Below are 16,355 nucleotides of genomic sequence, written 5' to 3'. Positions count from 1 at the left end.
CTTCGTTGTCTGTAGGAGCGGCGGGGCGGCCATCCGCCCATGGCCGCGATCGGACGCGCTACGTAGTGGGATCGATCGCGGCCATGGGCCGCTCCTACAGGAATTCGGTATATAGGATATTGGAAATGAGCCCTGGATTCTGGATTCGCCGCTTTCTACTGTTATACCTCGCCGCGCTACTGATGATCGTCGGCGGACAGCTACTCAGGGGACGAGCGTTTGACGACGTGGTCGGCTACGGCCTCTTCTGGGCGCTGGTGACCGCCAGCGTCTACACAGGGGCATTGTTCTACCGCCGTGCGCGGTGCCGCCACAGGGGCTGATTCCCTTTTTGTAGGAGCGGCCAGCGGCCGCTCCTACAGATACTCGTTCCCGCAGATAAAAAATTTTCATTTTTTTAAGATTTTTGGGGAACCGTTCCGGCGGCGGGCTCTCTAAACAGGCAAGATCGTTGGAATGCGTCATCATCCCCCAAGGAAGTCAGATGTTTCGCCCCGGTGCCCCCCCAAGCCCGGGGTGTTTTTTTATTCCCGATATCAAAATCGGGCGTCCGATTAAAAACCTGAAAGATCAACGGCAGTAGGCCAGCGCAGCATCCAGGTAGTCGCGGGTTTTGCGCCGCCATTTGTCCGGTTCGGGCACCTCGCCGTCCTGCAGGTGCGCCGCCGCCAGCTGCGCGCGCAGGAACGCGCGGCGGCCTTTGTAGAAGCGCAGCAGCGCTTCCGGGACCTCATCGCCGGCGTTGCGGCAGTAACCCTCCAGCAGCACCTCTCCCAGATCCTTTCGCCCCAGCAGCTCGCACTCCAGGGCCAGGTAGCCCAGTTCGTCTACCGGGTCCAGGCAGCGCAGGGGGCGGCTGAATTCCAGGCAGTCGATGATCTGTGGCGGGTCGGTCAGGAAGCAGTGCTCCGGGCGCAGGTCGCCATGGCCCTCGACGATTTTCCCGCCGTCCGCGCGCCGGGCCAGCAGGTCCGGCTGGTGCTGGATAAAGGCCAGCAGCGCCCGCGCGATATTTTCTATCTCTTCCTTCGCCAGCCCCAGTTCCGGAGCCAGCAAATCCCGGCGCAGCTGCTCGCAGTGGCGGCGCAGCCGCTCCAGGTATTGCTCCCCAATCAACGGAATCACTTCGGCGGTGCGGTAGAAATCGCACAGGCGCTGCAGCAGGGGAGCCAGGGTTTCCGCCGTGGCACTGTCGATGCGGCGGGGCAGGCTGGCCTCCTCCGGCAGGCGGCGCATCTTTACCAGCCACTCCACCGGCACCCCCGGCCCGCCCAGGGTCAGTTGGTTCTCCGCAGTCAGTCGCAGGGCCAATACTTCCAGGTAGACGCCGTCGGTCAGTCGTCGGTTCAGGCGCAGCTCCTCGCGACAGTCGCCGTAGCGCTTGTCCAGGGTACTGAAATCCAGGTAGCTGGAGCGCACCGGCTTTTTCATTTTGTAGGCGAAGCGCTCGGTCAGGAATACCCGCGCCATATGGGTTTCCACCAGTTCCACCCGGCGGGCGCCCTCCGGGTAGCTGGTGGGCGAGAGCAGGAAGCGGGTCTTCTCGCTTAAGCCCGGTGTCTTCACGGGGAAATCTGTCATAAGTCGGATTTCTAAGGCGCCTGTTTGCTAGTCTAGTTTTATCGACCACTCAATGAGCTGTACGAGGGCCGGGTTTTGATGACGCCCTTCGAGAACCGCACCGAGGCCGGCCGTCAGCTGGCTGAATCTCTCCGTCACTCTTTTGGCGACCGCAAAGACCTGATCGTCCTCGCGCTGCCCCGCGGCGGCGTACCCGTGGGCCTGGAGGTGGCGCGCGCGCTGAAGGCGCCGCTGGATCTGATACTGGTGCGCAAACTGGGGGTGCCCGGCCACAAGGAGCTGGCCATGGGGGCCATCACCAGCCACGCGCGGGTACTCAACGAAGAGGTGATACGCAGCTGCGGTGTCAGCGATGAGGCGTTGGAGGAAGTGGCCCGCGAGGAACAGCGGGAACTGGAGCGGCGCGCCGGGCGTTACCGCGGCGACAGGCCCTGGCCGGAACTCAAGGACCGCTGCGTGATCCTGGTGGACGACGGCATCGCCACCGGTGCCACCATGGAGGCGGCGGCGCGTGCAGTGCGCGAGCAGAAACCCGCGTCTCTGGTACTGGCGGTGCCGGTGGCGCCGCCCGAAACACTGCGGCGGTTTTCCTCCCTGGCGGACAAGGTGGAATGCCTGATGACCCCGGAAGCCTTCTGGGCGATCGGTGCCTGGTATCGCGACTTTTCCCAACTGAGCGACGAACAGGTGATCGCGATGATGCGCGAGGCAGAGGATTTACAGCCATGAGCGAGGTGGAGGATATAGAGCCATGAGCGAGGCGGAGGATATACAGCCATGAGCGAGCGCGAAGTAACCGTCGATGCGGCCGGTGAGCGGCTGGAGGGATTCCTTTCATTGCCGCCGGGTACGGAGTCCCTGGTGCTCTTTGCCCACGGCAGCGGCAGCAGCCGCTTCAGCCCGCGCAACCGCATGGTGGCGGAGCAATTGAACCAGGCGGGTATCGGCACCCTGCTGTTCGACCTGCTCACCGCCGACGAAAACCGTGTCGACGAGATCACCCGCGAATTCCGCTTCGATATCCCGCGCCTGGCCCGGCGCCTGGCGGCGGCGGTGGACTGGGCAGCGGGTGAGGCGGACACCGCGGAACTGCACTGCGGCCTGTTCGGCTCCAGCACCGGCGCCGCGGCGGCGCTGATCGCCGCCGCCGAGCGCCCCCGGCGGGTGGGGGCGGTGGTGTCCCGCGGCGGTCGGCCCGACCTGGCAGATGAGGCGCTGCCGAAAGTGCAGGCGCCAACCCTGCTGATCGTCGGCGGGGAGGACCTCCAGGTGATCGAACTCAACCGCGACGCGGCGGCGTGCATGACCAACGAGCCCCATCTGGAGATAGTGCGCGGTGCCACCCATCTGTTCGAGGAGCCCGGGACACTGGAAGAGGTGATCCGCCTCGCCATCGACTGGTTTCAGCACTACCTGCGCCATGCCACCGCTAAAGCTGTTTAGCCTGGATTCCGGCGTCGACTTTGCCCGCAAGGTGGCAGACGCCCTCGGCGAACCCCTGGGTGAACACGAGGAGCGGGACTTCGTCGACGGCGAGCACAAGCTGCGCCCCCTGGAGGACGTGGAGGGGGCGGATGTCTACCTGGTGCAGTCCCTGTACAGCGATGCCGAACACAGCGTGAACGACAAGCTGGTGCGCCTGCTGTTCTTTATCAGCGCGCTGAAAGACGCCGGCGCCGCCCGGGTCAGTGCGGTGATTCCCTACCTCTGTTACGCGCGCAAGGACCGCCGCACCAAGCTGCGCGATCCCCTCTCCATCCGCTACCTGGCCGGGCTGTTTGAATCCGCGGGGACGGACTGCGTGGCGACCCTGGACGCACACAACCTGGCCGCGTTCGAGAACGCTTTCCGCTGCCGCACCCTCCACCTGCCGGCGCAGCCGCTGTTTGTGGACTTCGCCGAGGCGCAGCTGCGCGACGACGACGGGCCGCTGGTGGTGGCGTCGCCGGACGTGGGCGGGGTCAAGCGCGCCGAGGCTTTCCGCCAGGCGCTGGGGGAGCGCCTGGAGCGGGAAATCGGCAGCGCCTTCGTGGAGAAGTACCGCAGCGCGGACCAACTGAGTGGCGGCACCCTGGTGGGCGAAGTGCGCGATGCCAGCGTGCTGATTGTCGACGACCTGATCTCCGGCGGCGGCACCATCCGTCGCGCCGCGGACGCCATGCACAAAGGCGGCGCCAGGCGCCTCTTCGCCCTGGCCAGCCACGGCCAGTTCTGCGGCGACGCCCTGGAAAAGCTCGGCCGGTTGCCGCTGGAGGCGATCGCAGTCACCGATTCGCTGCCGCAGGCGGACGGCTCGGACAGGCTGCAGGTGGTCAGCTGCGCGCCCCTGCTGGCGGAGGCCATCCGCCGCCTCCATGAAGGGGGTCCGGCGGTGGAGTTGAGCCTCTGATATGCACCACTTCGAGGCGGAGATATCCCGCTTTATCTGGGACACCAAGTACCGCCACCGCAACGGCGAACAGGTATTCGACAAATCGGTGGCGGACAGTTGGCGGCGGGTGGCCAATGCCCTGGCCGGGGTGGAGCCCGCGGATCGCGAACTCTGGGCCCAGCGCTTCTACCGCAACCTGGAGGGGTTCCGCTTCCTGCCCGGCGGTCGCATCCTCGCCGGCGCCGGCACCGGCCATCAGGTTACCCTGTTCAACTGCTTTGTGATGGGGGTGATCGAAGATTCCATGGACGCCATCTTCGATCAGCTCAAGGAAGCCGCGCTGACCATGCAGCAGGGCGGCGGCATCGGCTGCGACTTTTCCACCCTGCGCCCGGCGGGCAGCCGCGCCCACAAAACCGGCACCATCGCCTCCGGGCCCGTGTCCTTTATGCGCATCTGGGACAGCATGTGCGCCACCCTGTTGTCCACCGGCAGTCGGCGCGGCGCCATGATGGCCACCCTGCGCTGCGATCACCCGGATATCGAGCGCTTCGTGGCGGCCAAGAAGGACCCGCGGGAGCTGCGCCATTTCAACGTCTCGGTTCAGGTGAGCGACGACTTTATGGCCGCGGTGGACGCGGATGGCGACTGGCCGTTGGTGTTTCCCGAACAACAGTTGGAGGGGGAGGGTGGTGAACTGCTGCCGCGCCGTTGGACCGGTGAGCCGGCCGCGGTGCCCTGCCGGGTGCTGAAGCGGGTGCGCGCCCGCGAACTGTGGCACAAGATCATGCGTGCCACCTACGACTACGCCGAGCCCGGGGTGCTGTTTGTCGACCGCATCAACCAGCACAACAACCTCCACTACCGCGAACAGATCACCGCCACCAACCCCTGCGGCGAAATCCCCCTGCCGCCCTACGGCGCCTGCAATCTGGGTTCGATAAACCTGACCCGATTTGTGCGCGAGCCGTTTACCGGGCACGCGGACCTGGACTGGCCCGGTATCCGCGACTGCGTGGGCCTGGGGGTGCGCATGATGGACAATGTGATCGACCTGTCCCGCTACCCGCTGCCGGCCCAGGCGGAACAGGCCCGCGGCAGCCGGCGGCTGGGGCTGGGAATCACCGGGCTGGCAGACGTGCTGATCATGCTGGACCTGAACTATGACAGCGAAGCCGCGCGCACGCTGGCTTGGCAGGTGATGAAAGTACTGCGCGACACCGCCTACAGCGCTTCCATCGAGTTGGCGGCGGAGAAGGGCAGCTTCCCATTCTTCGAGCGCGAGGCCTACCTGGAGGGTGCCCACGCCCGCGCGCTGCCTGAGGTGCTCCGTGAGGGCATTGCCGCCAAAGGCATCCGCAACAGTCACCTGGTGGCCATAGCCCCCACCGGCACCATCAGCCTGCTCGCCAACGGCGTGTCCAGCGGCGTGGAGCCGGTGTTCGACTTCCACCACCGCCGGCGGGTGCTGACCCCGGACGGCAACTACCGGGAGTTCGATATCACCGATCCCGCCTACCGGCTCTGGTGCAAACTCGGCAACGACCCGGAGATGCTGCCGGAAATCTTTGTCTCCGCGCGCAAGCTGTCGCCGAGTGCCCACCTGCAGATGGAGGCGGCGCTGCAGCCCTATGTGGACAACGCCATCTCCAAGACAGTGAATATTCCCGAGAACTATCCCTTCGAGGACTTCGAGTCTCTCTACCGGGAGGCCTTTGAACTGGGCCTGAAAGGCTGCACCACCTTCCGCCCCAACCCGGTCACCCAGGCGGTGCTGATCGGGGCGGACGATGTTCCCGCGAGCCATTGCTGCGATATCGAGCGGGAAGGGGAATAATAATCGGACGCTTTATTGGACTCGTCATAGCGGCGCATGCGGTATCCAGTCGGTGGCCCCTGGGTTCCGGCGTGCGCCGGAACGACGGGAACAGGAAAACAAAAATTTACCGACTTACCCTGCCTCTATCTCCATCAATACCTCCCCCGGCGTCACCCGATCCCCCTTGGCCACGTGGATGGCGGTCACCACGCCGTCGATGGTGGCCTGCACCTCCGCCTCCATTTTCATCGCCTCGGTGATCAGCACCGGCTGCCCGGCGGCGATGTGGTCGCCTTCCTTCACCAGCACTTCCACGATATTGCCCGGCATGCCGGTGGTGACGTGGCCCGCCATGGTGGCCTGTTTTCGGCCGCTGCCGCCCTCCGCCCGGTATTCATTGAGCGGTTCGAACACCACCTCCTCGGGCATCCCGTCCAGGGTCAGGAAGAAATGGCGCTTGCCGGTGCCTTTCACGCCCACGCCGGTGATCGCCACCTGGTAGCTCTCCCCGTGCACGTCGATGACAAACTCGGTGGGCGTCCCCCCGTCGGCGGTCTTGAGCTGCGTTCCCTCCGGCGGCAGCAGCGGCTCCGGCTGCAGGGTGCCGGCGGCGCGCTGCTCCAGGAAGCTTTTGCCCAGGTCGGGGAACATGGCGTAGGTGAGCAGGTCCTCCTCGCTCTTCGCCAGCTCGCCGATCTCCGTGCGCAGTTTGTCCAGCTCCGGCGGCAGCAGGTCGGCGGGGCGCACGTCGATGACTTCCTCGCTGCCCACCGCGCGCCGGCGCAGTTCTTCGTTCACCGTGCCCAGGGGTTTGCCGTAGTGGCCCATCAGGTAGCGCTTCACCTCGTTGGTGATGGTCTTGTAGCGGCTGCCGGCGAGCACGTTCATCACCGCCTGGGTGCCGACGATCTGCGAGGTCGGCGTTACCAGCGGCGGGTAGCCCAGGTCCTCGCGCACCCTGGGGATTTCCGCGAACACCTCGTCGATGCGGCCCAGTGCGCCCTGTTCTTTCAGTTGGTTGGCGAGGTTGGACATCATGCCGCCGGGAACCTGGTTGATCTGCACCGACACGTCCTCCCGGGTGAACTCGCTCTCGAACTGGTGGTACTTCTTGCGCACTTCCCAGAAGTGCCGGGCGATGTCGTTCAGCAGTTCCAGGTCCAGCCCGCTGTCGCGGTCGGTGCCGGCCAGCGCCGCCACCATTGTCTCGGTGGCCGGATGGCTGGTGCCGTTGGCGAAGGCGGAGATGGCGGTATCGATGTGGTCTACGCCGTTCTCGATTGCCTTCAATTGGCACAGGGTTGCCAGTCCCGAGGTGCCGTGACTGTGCAGAAACAGTGGCAGGTCGAGTGCCTGTTTCAGCGCTCCCACCAGTTCGCCGGTGGCGCTGGGGGTGAGCAACCCGGCCATATCCTTGATGGCGATGGAGTCGCAACCCATATCCACCATGGTCTTCGCTTGCTCAACGAAAGTATCCACTGCGTGCAGGGGGCTGGTGGTGTAGCAGAGGGTGCCCTGGGCGTGCTTGCCGGATTGTTTCACCGCACGGATGGCGGTCTCGATATTGCGCAGGTCGTTCATGGCGTCGAACACCCGGAAGACGTCGATGCCGTTCTCTGCCGCCTTGGAGATGAAGGCCTCCACCACGTCGTCGGCATAGTGGCGGTAACCCAGCAGGTTCTGGCCGCGCAGCAGCATCTGCAGGCGGGTGTTTGGCAGGGCCTCGCGCAGCTTGCGCAGCCGCTCCCAGGGATCCTCCTTGAGGAAGCGCACACAGGCGTCGAAGGTGGCGCCACCCCAGACCTCCAGGGACCAGTAGCCCACCCGGTCGAGCTTGTCGCAGACCGGCAGCATGTCCTCGGTGCGCAGGCGGGTGGCGATCAGCGACTGGTGGCCGTCGCGCAGGACCACATCGGTGATCTGTATCGGTTTGGCGTTGTTCATGGTTGTGCTCCGTACTTGTTTTGGAGAGCCACAGGGCTACAGGCCGGCGTGGGCGGCGATGGCGGCGGCGATGGCCAGGGCGATGTCCTCCGGGCGGCTGCGCTCCGAATATTCGAGCAGCTCCGGGTGCTGGTCGACAAAGCTGGTATCAAAACTGCCGGCGCGGAAATCCGGGTGCTTGAGAATCTGCCGGTAGTAGGGCGCGGTGGTCTTGATGCCCTGCAGGCGCATGTCGTTGAGGGCCCGCTCGGCGCGGTTCAGCGCCTCCTCCCACTGCAGGCTCCACACGATCAGCTTCAGGCACATGGAGTCGAAGTAGGGCGGAATGTCGTAGCCGGTGTAGATGGCGGTGTCCACGCGCACGCCCGGGCCGCCGGGCGCGTAGTAGCGGCTGATGTGGCCGAAGCTGGGCAGGAAGTTGTTCTTCGGGTCTTCCGCGTTGATGCGCAGCTGCAGCGCGTAGCCGCGATAGCTGATGTCCTGCTGGCGGTAGCCCAGGGGCAGGCCCGCGGCGATGCGGATCTGCTCGCGCACTATGTCCACCCCGGTGATCTGCTCGGTGATGGTGTGCTCCACCTGCACCCGGGTATTCATCTCCATGAAGTACACCTGGTTGCCGGCGAGCAGAAATTCCACGGTGCCCGCGTTGACGTAGCCCACCGCCTCCGCGGCGCGCACCGACAGCTCGCCGACATAGGCGCGCTGCTCCCGGGTGAGCTGCGGCGACGGAGCTATCTCGATCAGTTTCTGGTTGCGGCGCTGCACCGAACAGTCGCGCTCGAACAGGTGGATAGTGTTGCCGTGGCCGTCGGCCAGCACCTGCACCTCGATGTGGCGGGGATTGACGATGCACTTTTCCAGGAAGACGTCGGCGTTGCCGAACGCCTTGGTGGCTTCCGAGATCACCCGATCGTAATTGCGCTTCAGTTCCCCCTCGTTGTCGCAGCGGCGTATGCCGCGGCCGCCGCCGCCGGAGGTGGCCTTCAGCATCACCGGGTAGCCGATGCGCGCGGCCTCGCCGAGGGCGTCCTCGACGGTGGCGAGATTGCCCTCGCTGCCGGGGGTAACCGGCACGCCGGCGGCGATCATCGCCCGGCGCGCTTCGGTCTTGTCGCCCATGCGCCGGATCACCTCCGCCGAGGGGCCGATAAAGACGATGCCGCGCTCGGCACAGATTCTCGCCAGCTCCGCGTTCTCGGACAGGAAGCCGTAGCCAGGGTGGATGGCGTCGCAGCCGGTCTCCACCGCCAGGTTGACGATATGGTGGGGGTTCAGATAGCCCGCCAGCGGGTCGCTGCCCAGGCTGTGGGCCTCGTCGGCGCGTTTGACGTGCAAGGCGTACTGGTCCGCCTCGGTATAGACGGCCACCGAGCGGATACCCATCTCGGCGCAGGCGCGCACGATGCGCACCGCGATTTCGCCCCGGTTGGCGATCAGAATTTTTTTGAACATGCCGTTTGCTCTCCCGCTGTTTTCCCGGGTTTAGGGGCTGGGAAACAGCCGACAAGCTAGCGAATGATGGCGGGGAAGAAAAATTGATATTAGGATAATCATCTATAAGTAATTCTTTATGGTAGCTACTCCCTCCCTTGTGGGAGCGGGCCATGCCCGCGATCGGCCTCAACTACGTAGCTGATGCCGATCGCGGGCATGGCCCGCTCCTACGGGGAAATTCAGTTCTGAAAGCCTTAAACCATGAAACCCTCCTACCTCCACCGCCTAACCCTGCGCCAACTGGAAATCTACCTCGCGGTCTGTCGGCTGCGCAGCTACTCCCGCGCCGCGGATGAATTGGCGCTGACCCAGCCCGCAGTCAGCGCGCAGATCCGGCAACTGGAGCAGCTGGTGGGCGAGCCCCTGCTGGACTATGTGGGTCGTCGGGTCTACCTGACGCCGGCGGGAGAACTGCTCGAGCGGGCGGCGCGGGAACTGCAGCAGCGGTTGGTGGCGGTGGAGATGGAGCTGGCGCAGTTGCAGGGGGTGATGCAGGGCACGCTCAGCATTGCGATCGAGTCCAGCGCGCAGTATTTCATGCCCGCGGTGATCGCCGACTTCTGCGCCAGCCACCCAGCGGTGGATGTGCAACTGGAGGTGGTCAACTGCGCCCGCGCACTGCGGCGGATTGCCGAGCACCGGGACGAACTGGCGGTCATGGGCTCTGTGCCCGAGGATCGGGCGCTGGCGTTTATCCCTTTCCGCGAAAACCAACTGGTCGCACTCGCCGCGCCGGACCATCCCTTCGCCGGGCGCGACTCCCTGAGCCTGCTGGACTTCGCCGGGGAAACCCTGCTGGTACGCGAGGCCGGGTCCGGCACCCGCCGCATCTTTGCGCAACATCTCCAGGAACAGGGAGTGCGCTCTTTCCGCAGCCGCCAATTGGGCTCGCTGGAGGCGGTAAAGGCCGGGGTGCTGGCAAAGCTGGGCGTCGCTGTACTGCCCCTGGACAGCTGCCGCAGCGAGCTGGAACAGCAGAAACTGGTGTCGCTGCCGGTTCAGGGATTCCCCCTGCGGCGCTCCTGGTGTGCGCTCTACCCCCGCGGCAGGCACCTGACGCCGGTGGGGCAGCGTTTTCTGGACCATTTACTCGGCGGGAAGTGAGCGCCCGGCAGCTCGTTAACGCTTCTTTACCGCCGGCCGGGGAACCCGCGCCAAAACCGCCCCTCTAAGTAGACAGATCGCAGGATGGTGCCCGTAACCCAGACAGTCAGCTTTCCCCTCGCCCCGAACAATATCGGGGCTCTTTTTTTGTAGGGCCCGATTTGTGGAATAAATTGCCGAGGCAGTTGCACCGCAAATTTTATGGGGAAACCGGTATCCCCAGCTTAAGCTTCAAATACGATTGGAAGCGGGAAAGATTGGGCGAGAGCCCAAAAGGCGTATCCGTCCCCCTGGATGCGTCTTAAGTGCCCATCCCCAAGGGCACAGACCCCTGGCCGGCAGTCCCCATCTGCCGGCTTTTTTTTGCCTTCTCGGCACCTTCCATCCCCTCTCTGCTGTAATTCTGGCGGCAGGTGTCTAGCCCGGACATTGCACCACGCCGCTCAATTTTTCTCATAACGTCAGGTGACTGTTTGCAACCCACCACCGCTGGCCGCGCCTTCACGGCCCGTGGCGCAATGTCCGGGCTAGACTTTTGTTGCAAATGATAATGAGTCGCATTAGCATGAATTATGGTTTGGGAGACTTGCTTATGAACTTGAAATTCTTGTGCGCCAACCACCTCCAGTGGTTGACCTCTGATACACAGAGATCGGAGCGCTACTGGTTGGACTGGATGGAGCAGGGCTGTGCGCTGTTCGACAGCGGAAAATACGGCGAGGCCGCGCCCTATTTCGGCTGTGCCTACGAACTCGCGGATTATCTGCTGGCGGAGAGCTGGCCCAGCTATCCGGTGGCGGTGGGCCGTTTCACCAATTGTGTGGTCTCCCTGATGTCGTCCTACCGGCAGCAGGGAGAGAGCGGCCTGTACAATTACCTGCTGGTGGGCGCCAGCTCGCGGCTGGCCCGGGAGCTGCAGCGCGACCGCAACTGCCAGGTCACCGCGGACTGTATCGAGGCGCTGTACCGCAGCGAACCGCGGATTCCGAAACACTACGAGCTGGCCGGCCGCAGCGGGGGCGCGCAGCTGAACACCTATCACTGAATCGGGGTAGCCATGGAATCGCGCTATCTGAAAATAGAGATCAGGGAGGACACCCTGGCGCTCCTACTGTTGCAGCGGCGCCTGGTCGCGGAGGAATTGCGCGGGCTGACCCCGCGGGCGCGCAGGCAGTTGCGGCGGTTGCTGCTCAATTCCCTGCTGACCCCTTCGGTATCGTGACCCTGTAGGAGCGGCCCCTGGGAACGCCGAGCTCCAGCTCGGCAAGGCCCGCCGTCGATTCGCCGCTTCCCTATGGCTCGCCCCCGGCATCCAACTTTATCGCGGCCAGTGGCCGCTCTACAGGGTTTCCGCCAGCCACTCCTTCAGCTTGCGTTCCAGCTTGTCCAGCCCGGTTTTCCTGGTGGCGGAGAAAGTCTGTACCGACACCCCGGTATCCAGCCCCTGTTCCTTCAAGGCCTTTTCCACCGCGAAGCGTGTATTGTTGGCCGGGCCGTTTTTCAGCTTGTCCGCCTTGGTCAGCAGTATATGGACCGGCAGGCCGGCGGTGTTGGCCCAGGTGAGCATATGCAGGTCGAACTCCTTGAGCGGCTGGCGGATATCCATCAGCAGCACCAGTCCCCGCAGGCATTGGCGCTGCTCCAGGTAGAAAGCCAGGTGGCGCTGCCACTCGTCCTTCATCGACCGCGCCACCTTGGCGTAGCCATAGCCGGGCAGGTCCACCAGACGCTGCTCGTCGCTCAAGCGGAAGAAATTGATCAACTGGGTGCGCCCCGGTGTCTTGGAGGTGCGCGCCAGTTTGCTGTTGCCGGTGAGCGCGTTGATCGCGCTGGACTTACCGGCGTTGGAGCGCCCGGCAAAGGCCACCTCGGCGCCGCTGTCCGGCGGACACTCCGCCAGGGTGGGGGCGCTGATCAAAAACTGTACTGCGCGGAAATTGAGAGGTTCTGGGGGGGCTTCAGACATAGGAGTGCACCGGGTACCTTCGCTTGGCGCGCAAGTATATAATGCCGCGGTTTTTGCGTCGCAGAACTCTTTTTGTTGGAGTTATTAGAGGGGGCGGCGCCAGATGGCATATTTCAGCGCGCAACGGGACGACGTATGAACAGCATTATAAAGAACACCGCTCTGCTTCTCGGCCTGGCGATGGCCGCACCCTTCGCCCTGGCGGCCGGAGATGCCGCCGCCGGCAAAGAAAAGGCCGCGGTCTGTGCCGCCTGTCACGGTGCCGATGGCAACAGCCCGGCCCCGACTTTCCCCAAGCTGGCCGGCCAGGGGGAGAACTACCTGGCCAAGCAGCTGGTGGATATCAAGAGCGGCGAGCGCAGTGTGCCGCAGATGGCCGGGCTGCTGGATAACCTCGACGAGCAAGATCTGCAGGACATCGCTGCCTACTTCGCCTCCCAGCAGACCCAACTGGCCGGTTCCGAGCCCATGTCGATAATGCTCAACAGCGGGGAGAAGGTGGATGGGCTGGCGCTGGGCCGCAAAATCTTCCGCGCCGGCAATCCGGAGACTGGCGTGCCGGCCTGCATGGGCTGCCATTCCCCCACCGGCAAGGGCAACGCCCCGGCCGGCTATCCACGCCTCTCCGGCCAATACGCCGAGTATGTGGAGACCCAGTTGAAAGCCTTCCGCGAGGGCACCCGTACCAACGACGGCGACACCCGGGTGATGCGCAGCGTCGCCAAGCCGCTGTCCGATGCCGAGATCAAGGCCCTGGCCAACTATGTGGCGGGCCTGACTGACTGATTACCCGCTGTCATTCTCCCAAAAGGCCGGTCCGAGACCGGCCTTTTGCGTTTTGAGTTTCGCTTCCTTGCTTCCTGGCCGGGGAACTTCAATAATCTGCGCTGTCCTACTGAGTCGATCGGCCCGTTTGCGGGGTCGCGAGAATAACGATTGGAGAAGACTATGAGAGCCGTCGCCGCCCCCCTTTCCCTGCTGTTCGCCCTGCTGCTCAGCCTGACCGCCTGTGCGCAGGACAGCGGCCAATTCAAAGAGGGCCAGCACTACCAGGTGTTGCCCCAGGCGGTACCGCAAAAGGATGACAGCAAAATCGAGGTGACCGAGCTGTTCTGGTATGGCTGCGGCCACTGCTACCACTTCGAGCCGATCCTTGAGAACTGGAAGAAGGGTACGCCCGAGGATGTGGCGTTGCTCAAGGTTCCCGCCATCTGGCAGCCGGTGATGGAGGTGCACGCGCGTATGTACTACGTGGCCGAAGCCATGGGGGTGCTGGACAAGATGCACCAGCCCATCTTCAACGCCATCAACAACGAGCGCAAAATGTTCGCCACCCGCGAAGGCCGCGAGTGGAACCCGGACCTGAAGGCCATCGAGGCGCTGTTCAACCAGCACGGCGCCGATGGCGCCAAGGCCGCCAAGCTGATGAACTCCTTCGCCATCAGCAGCAAGGTGAAACAGGGCTCCGCCAGCCAGCGCGCCTACCAGCTTTCCGGCACCCCGGAAGTGGTGGTGGCCGGCAAGTACCGCATCAGCACCTCCCTGCCGGGCTTCAAGGGCAAGAGCGACGGTCAGCAGATGATGCTGGAAGTCGCCGACTACTTGATTGCCAAGGAGCGCGCGGACAAAGGCTGAGCCGGCCCCCGTTTCCCGAACCCCGCCCCGTGCGGGGTTTTTTATCCGCGGTGTGCGTCGCACACCGCGGTGCTAATCTGTTGCGAAACCCCGCTAAATACCCGCCTATGCGATGTACCTGGCTATTCAGTCTCTGCCTGCTGACTCTCTCGTGGCTATCCGGCGAAGTGCGCGCCCAGGAGTCGCTGGCGTCCGAGGCCAGTAACCTGCTGTCCTACATCGCCGTGGACTACGCCGAGGCGGTGCAGGAGGGCGAGGTGCGCGATCCCTTTCTCTACCGCCAGCAGCGGCGCAATCTGGAGCGCGCATTGGAGTTGGTGCGCCAACTCCCGGATAAGCCGGGCCGCGCAGCGCTGGAAAACAGCATGCTGGAACTGGACGCGGCCGTCGCCGCAAAGCAGGATGCCGAGGAGGTGCGCCGCCGCGCCAACGCTGCCGCCGACCGCCTCGCGGCCCTCTACCAGTTACAGCGCTCGCCGGCGGATGTGTTGCCCGCGGCGAGCGCGGCGGCTCCCCTCTACGCCAGGCGTTGCGCCGCCTGTCACGGGGGACGCGGCGAGGGGGGAACCGGGGGGCCCGCGCTGGGCGATCCCGAGCGCATGGCCAATTTCAGCCTCTACGACCTCTACAACACCCTCGACCCCGCCGCGGACGCGGTGCACGGCGGTGGCATCGACGGTGACCTCACAAGCCGCCAGCGATGGGCCCTGGCGGTAACCGTTGCCCATCTGGCGGCGGCCGCGTATAAGCCCCCACCGGTGGAGCTGGCCCAGCGCTATCCGGCACTGATCGGCCTGCCCGGGATGGCCACAGCCCGGCCGGTGGAGCTTCCCGAGGACGCCGCCGCGGCACTGATGTGGTGGCGGGGAAATCCACAACGAGTGCGCGCGCTGGAACACCCCCTGGCGCGTGCCGGCGGTTTGCTGCAACTGGCGGAGACCAGCTACCGCGCCGGCGACAGTGCCGCCGCCTACCACCAGTTGATGCTTGCATTCCGCCAGGGCTACCAGCCGGTGCACGAGCAGTTGGCCGGGCGCGACGCGCCCCTGGCAACACAGCTGGCGGAGCGGTGGCAGTCGCTGCGGGGCGCGATACTGGGCGACGCCCCCAGCACTGAAGTGATTGCCGCTTTCCAGCAACTGCGCACGGCGCTGGCCCAGGCCCAGGCGCGCCTGGAACCTCCCGCCGAGAGCGGACGGGTGACTCTCTGGGCCTGGTTGCTGTTCGCCGCCGCCGCGGCCCTGGGGCTGCTGCTCTGGCTCGGACTGCGCCGCCGGCGTCTAGACTGAACAGAGAGTTTTCGCGCCAAGGGGTCTGCCATGCCGCTACGCTGTGCCCTGTTCGCCGCACTGCTGCTGTTTACCACTGCCGCCGCCTGCTCCGACCTGGACGCTTTCCCCGAGAGCCTCGACGGCAAGCGGCGCCAGGTGATTCACCTGCCCAGGGTGGCGGACGAAAGCCGCTTTATGGTGGAACTGGTGCCCGGCAAGTACGAAATGGTGGACTGTAATCTGCGCGGTTACCGCGCGCCGCTGAAACGCGGGACCCTGTCCGGCTGGGGCTATGGCTACTACGTGCTGGGCGAGCCCCGCCCCGCCCCGACCACGCTCAAGGCCTGCCCCGAAGGCAGCGAAGCGCGGCGCTTCGTACGTGTGCGTGACGAGGGCCTGATGGTCCCCTACAACAGCGAGCGGCCGCTGGTGGTTTACCTGCCCGAAGGCTTCGAGCTGAAATACCGTGTGTGGCGCGCGGACAAGACCCTCTCGGACGCCCACTCAAAATAGACTCTTCCCCGGGTTCTGTGGCGGATCAATAAAGTTTTTTGTCGTTTCCGCTGCCACGGTAGGTTTTTGCGTCTAGCCTTAAATTAGGCGGTGGCGTTCATCGCCATTGCCCAAACCCTATCTCTCAGCAGTAACAGAAGAGTTGCGCATGAAGTTTTTGCGTCGCCTGTCCCTCAGCCAAACCCTTCCCTCCCTCTGTGCCATCGCTTCGCTGATATTCCTCTTGTCGCCACCGCCGGCCGCGGCGGAGTTCCCCCAGCGTCAGTGGGCCGGCAACTGGCTGGTGGTGGGCGAGGGCGACGAACAACTGGTGTGGCAATTGCACGCCGACGGCACCGGTTTCGCCTATGGCTTCGGCGATGGTGGTCGCTTGTCCCATGGCTTCGCGATCAACTGGAAGCTGCAGGGCGACCGGGTGCGCGTGCGCACCGGCGCCTCGGTGCGCTGCACCGGCGGCGTGGTTGCGGTGGCTTTTACCGGTTGGAGCCCGGTCACCTTAAACTTCGCGATAGTGGACGGTCGCCACTGGCTCCAGGACGGCGGCGGACTGTTGAGCTTCCAGCGGCGCCTGAGCCGCTGGCAGACTCCGCGGGCGGGCAATGAGTGCCCGAAGCTCGCGGGCTCCTGAGCGATGATGAAAGCCGCCGGTTGAGACTG

At 64.8% G+C, this 16,355-nt stretch carries 17 protein-coding genes; 13 read left to right on the top strand and 4 right to left on the bottom strand.

The window, feature by feature from the left end; all coding sequences use genetic code 11:
• Positions 1–125: 125 nt before the first annotated feature.
• The gene (locus PP263_RS15265; RefSeq protein WP_308364501.1) at positions 126–323 is read left to right on the top strand and encodes a hypothetical protein; all 198 of its coding nucleotides are present in this window, start codon (positions 126–128) and stop codon (positions 321–323) included.
• Positions 324–570: 247 nt separating this feature from the next.
• Here the strand turns inward: PP263_RS15265 and PP263_RS15260 are convergent, their stop codons facing one another.
• A complete protein-coding gene (locus tag PP263_RS15260; RefSeq protein WP_308364499.1) occupies positions 571–1,581 on the bottom strand; it encodes a hypothetical protein in 1,011 nt (336 codons plus the stop codon).
• A gap of 78 nt (positions 1,582–1,659) precedes the next feature.
• Here PP263_RS15260 and PP263_RS15255 point away from each other — a divergent pair, with 78 nt between their 5' ends.
• From PP263_RS15255 to PP263_RS15240, 4 genes are read left to right on the top strand one after another with little or no spacing between them, the layout of a single operon-like run.
• A complete protein-coding gene (locus PP263_RS15255; protein WP_308364498.1) occupies positions 1,660–2,310 on the top strand; it encodes a phosphoribosyltransferase in 651 nt (216 codons plus the stop codon).
• A gap of 48 nt (positions 2,311–2,358) precedes the next feature.
• Entirely contained in the window at positions 2,359–3,024 is a 666-nt protein-coding gene (locus PP263_RS15250; RefSeq protein ID WP_308364497.1) for an alpha/beta family hydrolase, read from the top strand.
• On the top strand, positions 3,002–3,970 hold the full coding sequence (locus PP263_RS15245) for a ribose-phosphate pyrophosphokinase (protein WP_308364496.1): 969 nt from the start codon (positions 3,002–3,004) through the stop codon (positions 3,968–3,970). Before PP263_RS15250 ends, PP263_RS15245 begins: the two co-directional genes overlap by 23 nt.
• A 1-nt stretch (position 3,971) precedes the next feature.
• Entirely contained in the window at positions 3,972–5,789 is a 1,818-nt protein-coding gene (locus tag PP263_RS15240) for an adenosylcobalamin-dependent ribonucleoside-diphosphate reductase (protein WP_308364495.1), read from the top strand.
• A 114-nt stretch (positions 5,790–5,903) separates the two neighbouring features.
• Here the strand turns inward: PP263_RS15240 and oadA are convergent, their stop codons facing one another.
• Both oadA and PP263_RS15230 read right to left on the bottom strand, forming a co-directional pair.
• Positions 5,904–7,715 carry a sodium-extruding oxaloacetate decarboxylase subunit alpha gene (gene oadA / locus PP263_RS15235; protein ID WP_308364494.1) on the bottom strand — a complete coding sequence of 604 codons (1,812 nt, stop codon included), beginning with the start codon at positions 7,713–7,715 and terminating at the stop codon, positions 5,904–5,906.
• 36 nt (positions 7,716–7,751) lie between these two features.
• Entirely contained in the window at positions 7,752–9,167 is a 1,416-nt protein-coding gene (locus PP263_RS15230) for an acetyl-CoA carboxylase biotin carboxylase subunit (protein WP_308364492.1), read from the bottom strand.
• Between the two features lie 243 nt (positions 9,168–9,410).
• Here PP263_RS15230 and PP263_RS15225 point away from each other — a divergent pair, with 243 nt between their 5' ends.
• The 3 genes from PP263_RS15225 (at position 9,411) to PP263_RS15215 (ending at position 11,535) form a co-directional block, all read left to right on the top strand.
• Positions 9,411–10,313, top strand: a complete 903-nt coding sequence (locus tag PP263_RS15225; protein WP_308364491.1) for a LysR family transcriptional regulator — start codon at positions 9,411–9,413, stop codon at positions 10,311–10,313.
• A 592-nt stretch (positions 10,314–10,905) separates the two neighbouring features.
• Positions 10,906–11,358, top strand: a complete 453-nt coding sequence (locus PP263_RS15220; protein WP_308364490.1) for a hypothetical protein — start codon at positions 10,906–10,908, stop codon at positions 11,356–11,358.
• 12 nt (positions 11,359–11,370) lie between these two features.
• Positions 11,371–11,535, top strand: a complete 165-nt coding sequence (locus PP263_RS15215) for a hypothetical protein (protein ID WP_308364489.1) — start codon at positions 11,371–11,373, stop codon at positions 11,533–11,535.
• 117 nt (positions 11,536–11,652) lie between these two features.
• Here PP263_RS15215 and yihA read toward each other — a convergent pair whose 3' ends face one another.
• On the bottom strand, positions 11,653–12,279 hold the full coding sequence (gene yihA, locus PP263_RS15210; RefSeq protein ID WP_308364487.1) for a ribosome biogenesis GTP-binding protein YihA/YsxC: 627 nt from the start codon (positions 12,277–12,279) through the stop codon (positions 11,653–11,655).
• A gap of 135 nt (positions 12,280–12,414) precedes the next feature.
• On the opposite strand from yihA, the gene PP263_RS15205 reads away from it, so the two are divergent.
• The 5 genes from PP263_RS15205 (at position 12,415) to PP263_RS15185 (ending at position 16,326) form a co-directional block, all read left to right on the top strand.
• Positions 12,415–13,065: a c-type cytochrome gene (locus tag PP263_RS15205; RefSeq protein ID WP_308364486.1), complete on the top strand. Its 651-nt coding sequence runs from the start codon at positions 12,415–12,417 to the stop codon at positions 13,063–13,065.
• Positions 13,066–13,227: 162 nt separating this feature from the next.
• Positions 13,228–13,914, top strand: coding sequence for a thiol:disulfide interchange protein DsbA/DsbL (locus PP263_RS15200; RefSeq protein WP_308364485.1), 687 nt, complete (start codon positions 13,228–13,230; stop codon positions 13,912–13,914).
• Positions 13,915–14,021: 107 nt separating this feature from the next.
• Positions 14,022–15,203, top strand: coding sequence for a c-type cytochrome (locus PP263_RS15195; RefSeq protein WP_308364484.1), 1,182 nt, complete (start codon positions 14,022–14,024; stop codon positions 15,201–15,203).
• A 30-nt stretch (positions 15,204–15,233) separates the two neighbouring features.
• Positions 15,234–15,698, top strand: coding sequence for an ecotin family protein (locus PP263_RS15190; protein WP_308364482.1), 465 nt, complete (start codon positions 15,234–15,236; stop codon positions 15,696–15,698).
• 148 nt (positions 15,699–15,846) lie between these two features.
• The gene (locus tag PP263_RS15185; protein ID WP_308364481.1) at positions 15,847–16,326 is read left to right on the top strand and encodes a hypothetical protein; all 480 of its coding nucleotides are present in this window, start codon (positions 15,847–15,849) and stop codon (positions 16,324–16,326) included.
• Positions 16,327–16,355: the final 29 nt, after the last annotated feature.

This window comes from Microbulbifer sp. TB1203, assembly GCF_030997045.1.
GTDB lineage: Bacteria > Pseudomonadota > Gammaproteobacteria > Pseudomonadales > Cellvibrionaceae > Microbulbifer.
This window is presented reverse-complemented; position numbering and strand designations above follow the sequence as displayed.

Excerpts from the sequence above, each read along its gene's own strand:
- PP263_RS15265 (WP_308364501.1), top strand. The coding sequence starts at position 126 with ATGAGCCCTGGATTCTGGATTCGCCGCTTTCTACTGTTATACCTCGCC.
- PP263_RS15260 (WP_308364499.1), bottom strand. The coding sequence starts at position 1,581 with ATGACAGATTTCCCCGTGAAGACACCGGGCTTAAGCGAGAAGACCCGC.
- PP263_RS15255 (WP_308364498.1), top strand. The coding sequence starts at position 1,660 with ATGACGCCCTTCGAGAACCGCACCGAGGCCGGCCGTCAGCTGGCTGAA.
- PP263_RS15250 (WP_308364497.1), top strand. The coding sequence starts at position 2,359 with ATGAGCGAGCGCGAAGTAACCGTCGATGCGGCCGGTGAGCGGCTGGAG.
- PP263_RS15245 (WP_308364496.1), top strand. The coding sequence starts at position 3,002 with ATGCCACCGCTAAAGCTGTTTAGCCTGGATTCCGGCGTCGACTTTGCC.
- PP263_RS15240 (WP_308364495.1), top strand. The coding sequence starts at position 3,972 with ATGCACCACTTCGAGGCGGAGATATCCCGCTTTATCTGGGACACCAAG.
- oadA (WP_308364494.1), bottom strand. The coding sequence starts at position 7,715 with ATGAACAACGCCAAACCGATACAGATCACCGATGTGGTCCTGCGCGAC.
- PP263_RS15230 (WP_308364492.1), bottom strand. The coding sequence starts at position 9,167 with ATGTTCAAAAAAATTCTGATCGCCAACCGGGGCGAAATCGCGGTGCGC.
- PP263_RS15225 (WP_308364491.1), top strand. The coding sequence starts at position 9,411 with ATGAAACCCTCCTACCTCCACCGCCTAACCCTGCGCCAACTGGAAATC.
- PP263_RS15220 (WP_308364490.1), top strand. The coding sequence starts at position 10,906 with ATGAACTTGAAATTCTTGTGCGCCAACCACCTCCAGTGGTTGACCTCT.
- PP263_RS15215 (WP_308364489.1), top strand. The coding sequence starts at position 11,371 with ATGGAATCGCGCTATCTGAAAATAGAGATCAGGGAGGACACCCTGGCG.
- yihA (WP_308364487.1), bottom strand. The coding sequence starts at position 12,279 with ATGTCTGAAGCCCCCCCAGAACCTCTCAATTTCCGCGCAGTACAGTTT.
- PP263_RS15205 (WP_308364486.1), top strand. The coding sequence starts at position 12,415 with ATGAACAGCATTATAAAGAACACCGCTCTGCTTCTCGGCCTGGCGATG.
- PP263_RS15200 (WP_308364485.1), top strand. The coding sequence starts at position 13,228 with ATGAGAGCCGTCGCCGCCCCCCTTTCCCTGCTGTTCGCCCTGCTGCTC.
- PP263_RS15195 (WP_308364484.1), top strand. The coding sequence starts at position 14,022 with ATGCGATGTACCTGGCTATTCAGTCTCTGCCTGCTGACTCTCTCGTGG.
- PP263_RS15190 (WP_308364482.1), top strand. The coding sequence starts at position 15,234 with ATGCCGCTACGCTGTGCCCTGTTCGCCGCACTGCTGCTGTTTACCACT.
- PP263_RS15185 (WP_308364481.1), top strand. The coding sequence starts at position 15,847 with ATGAAGTTTTTGCGTCGCCTGTCCCTCAGCCAAACCCTTCCCTCCCTC.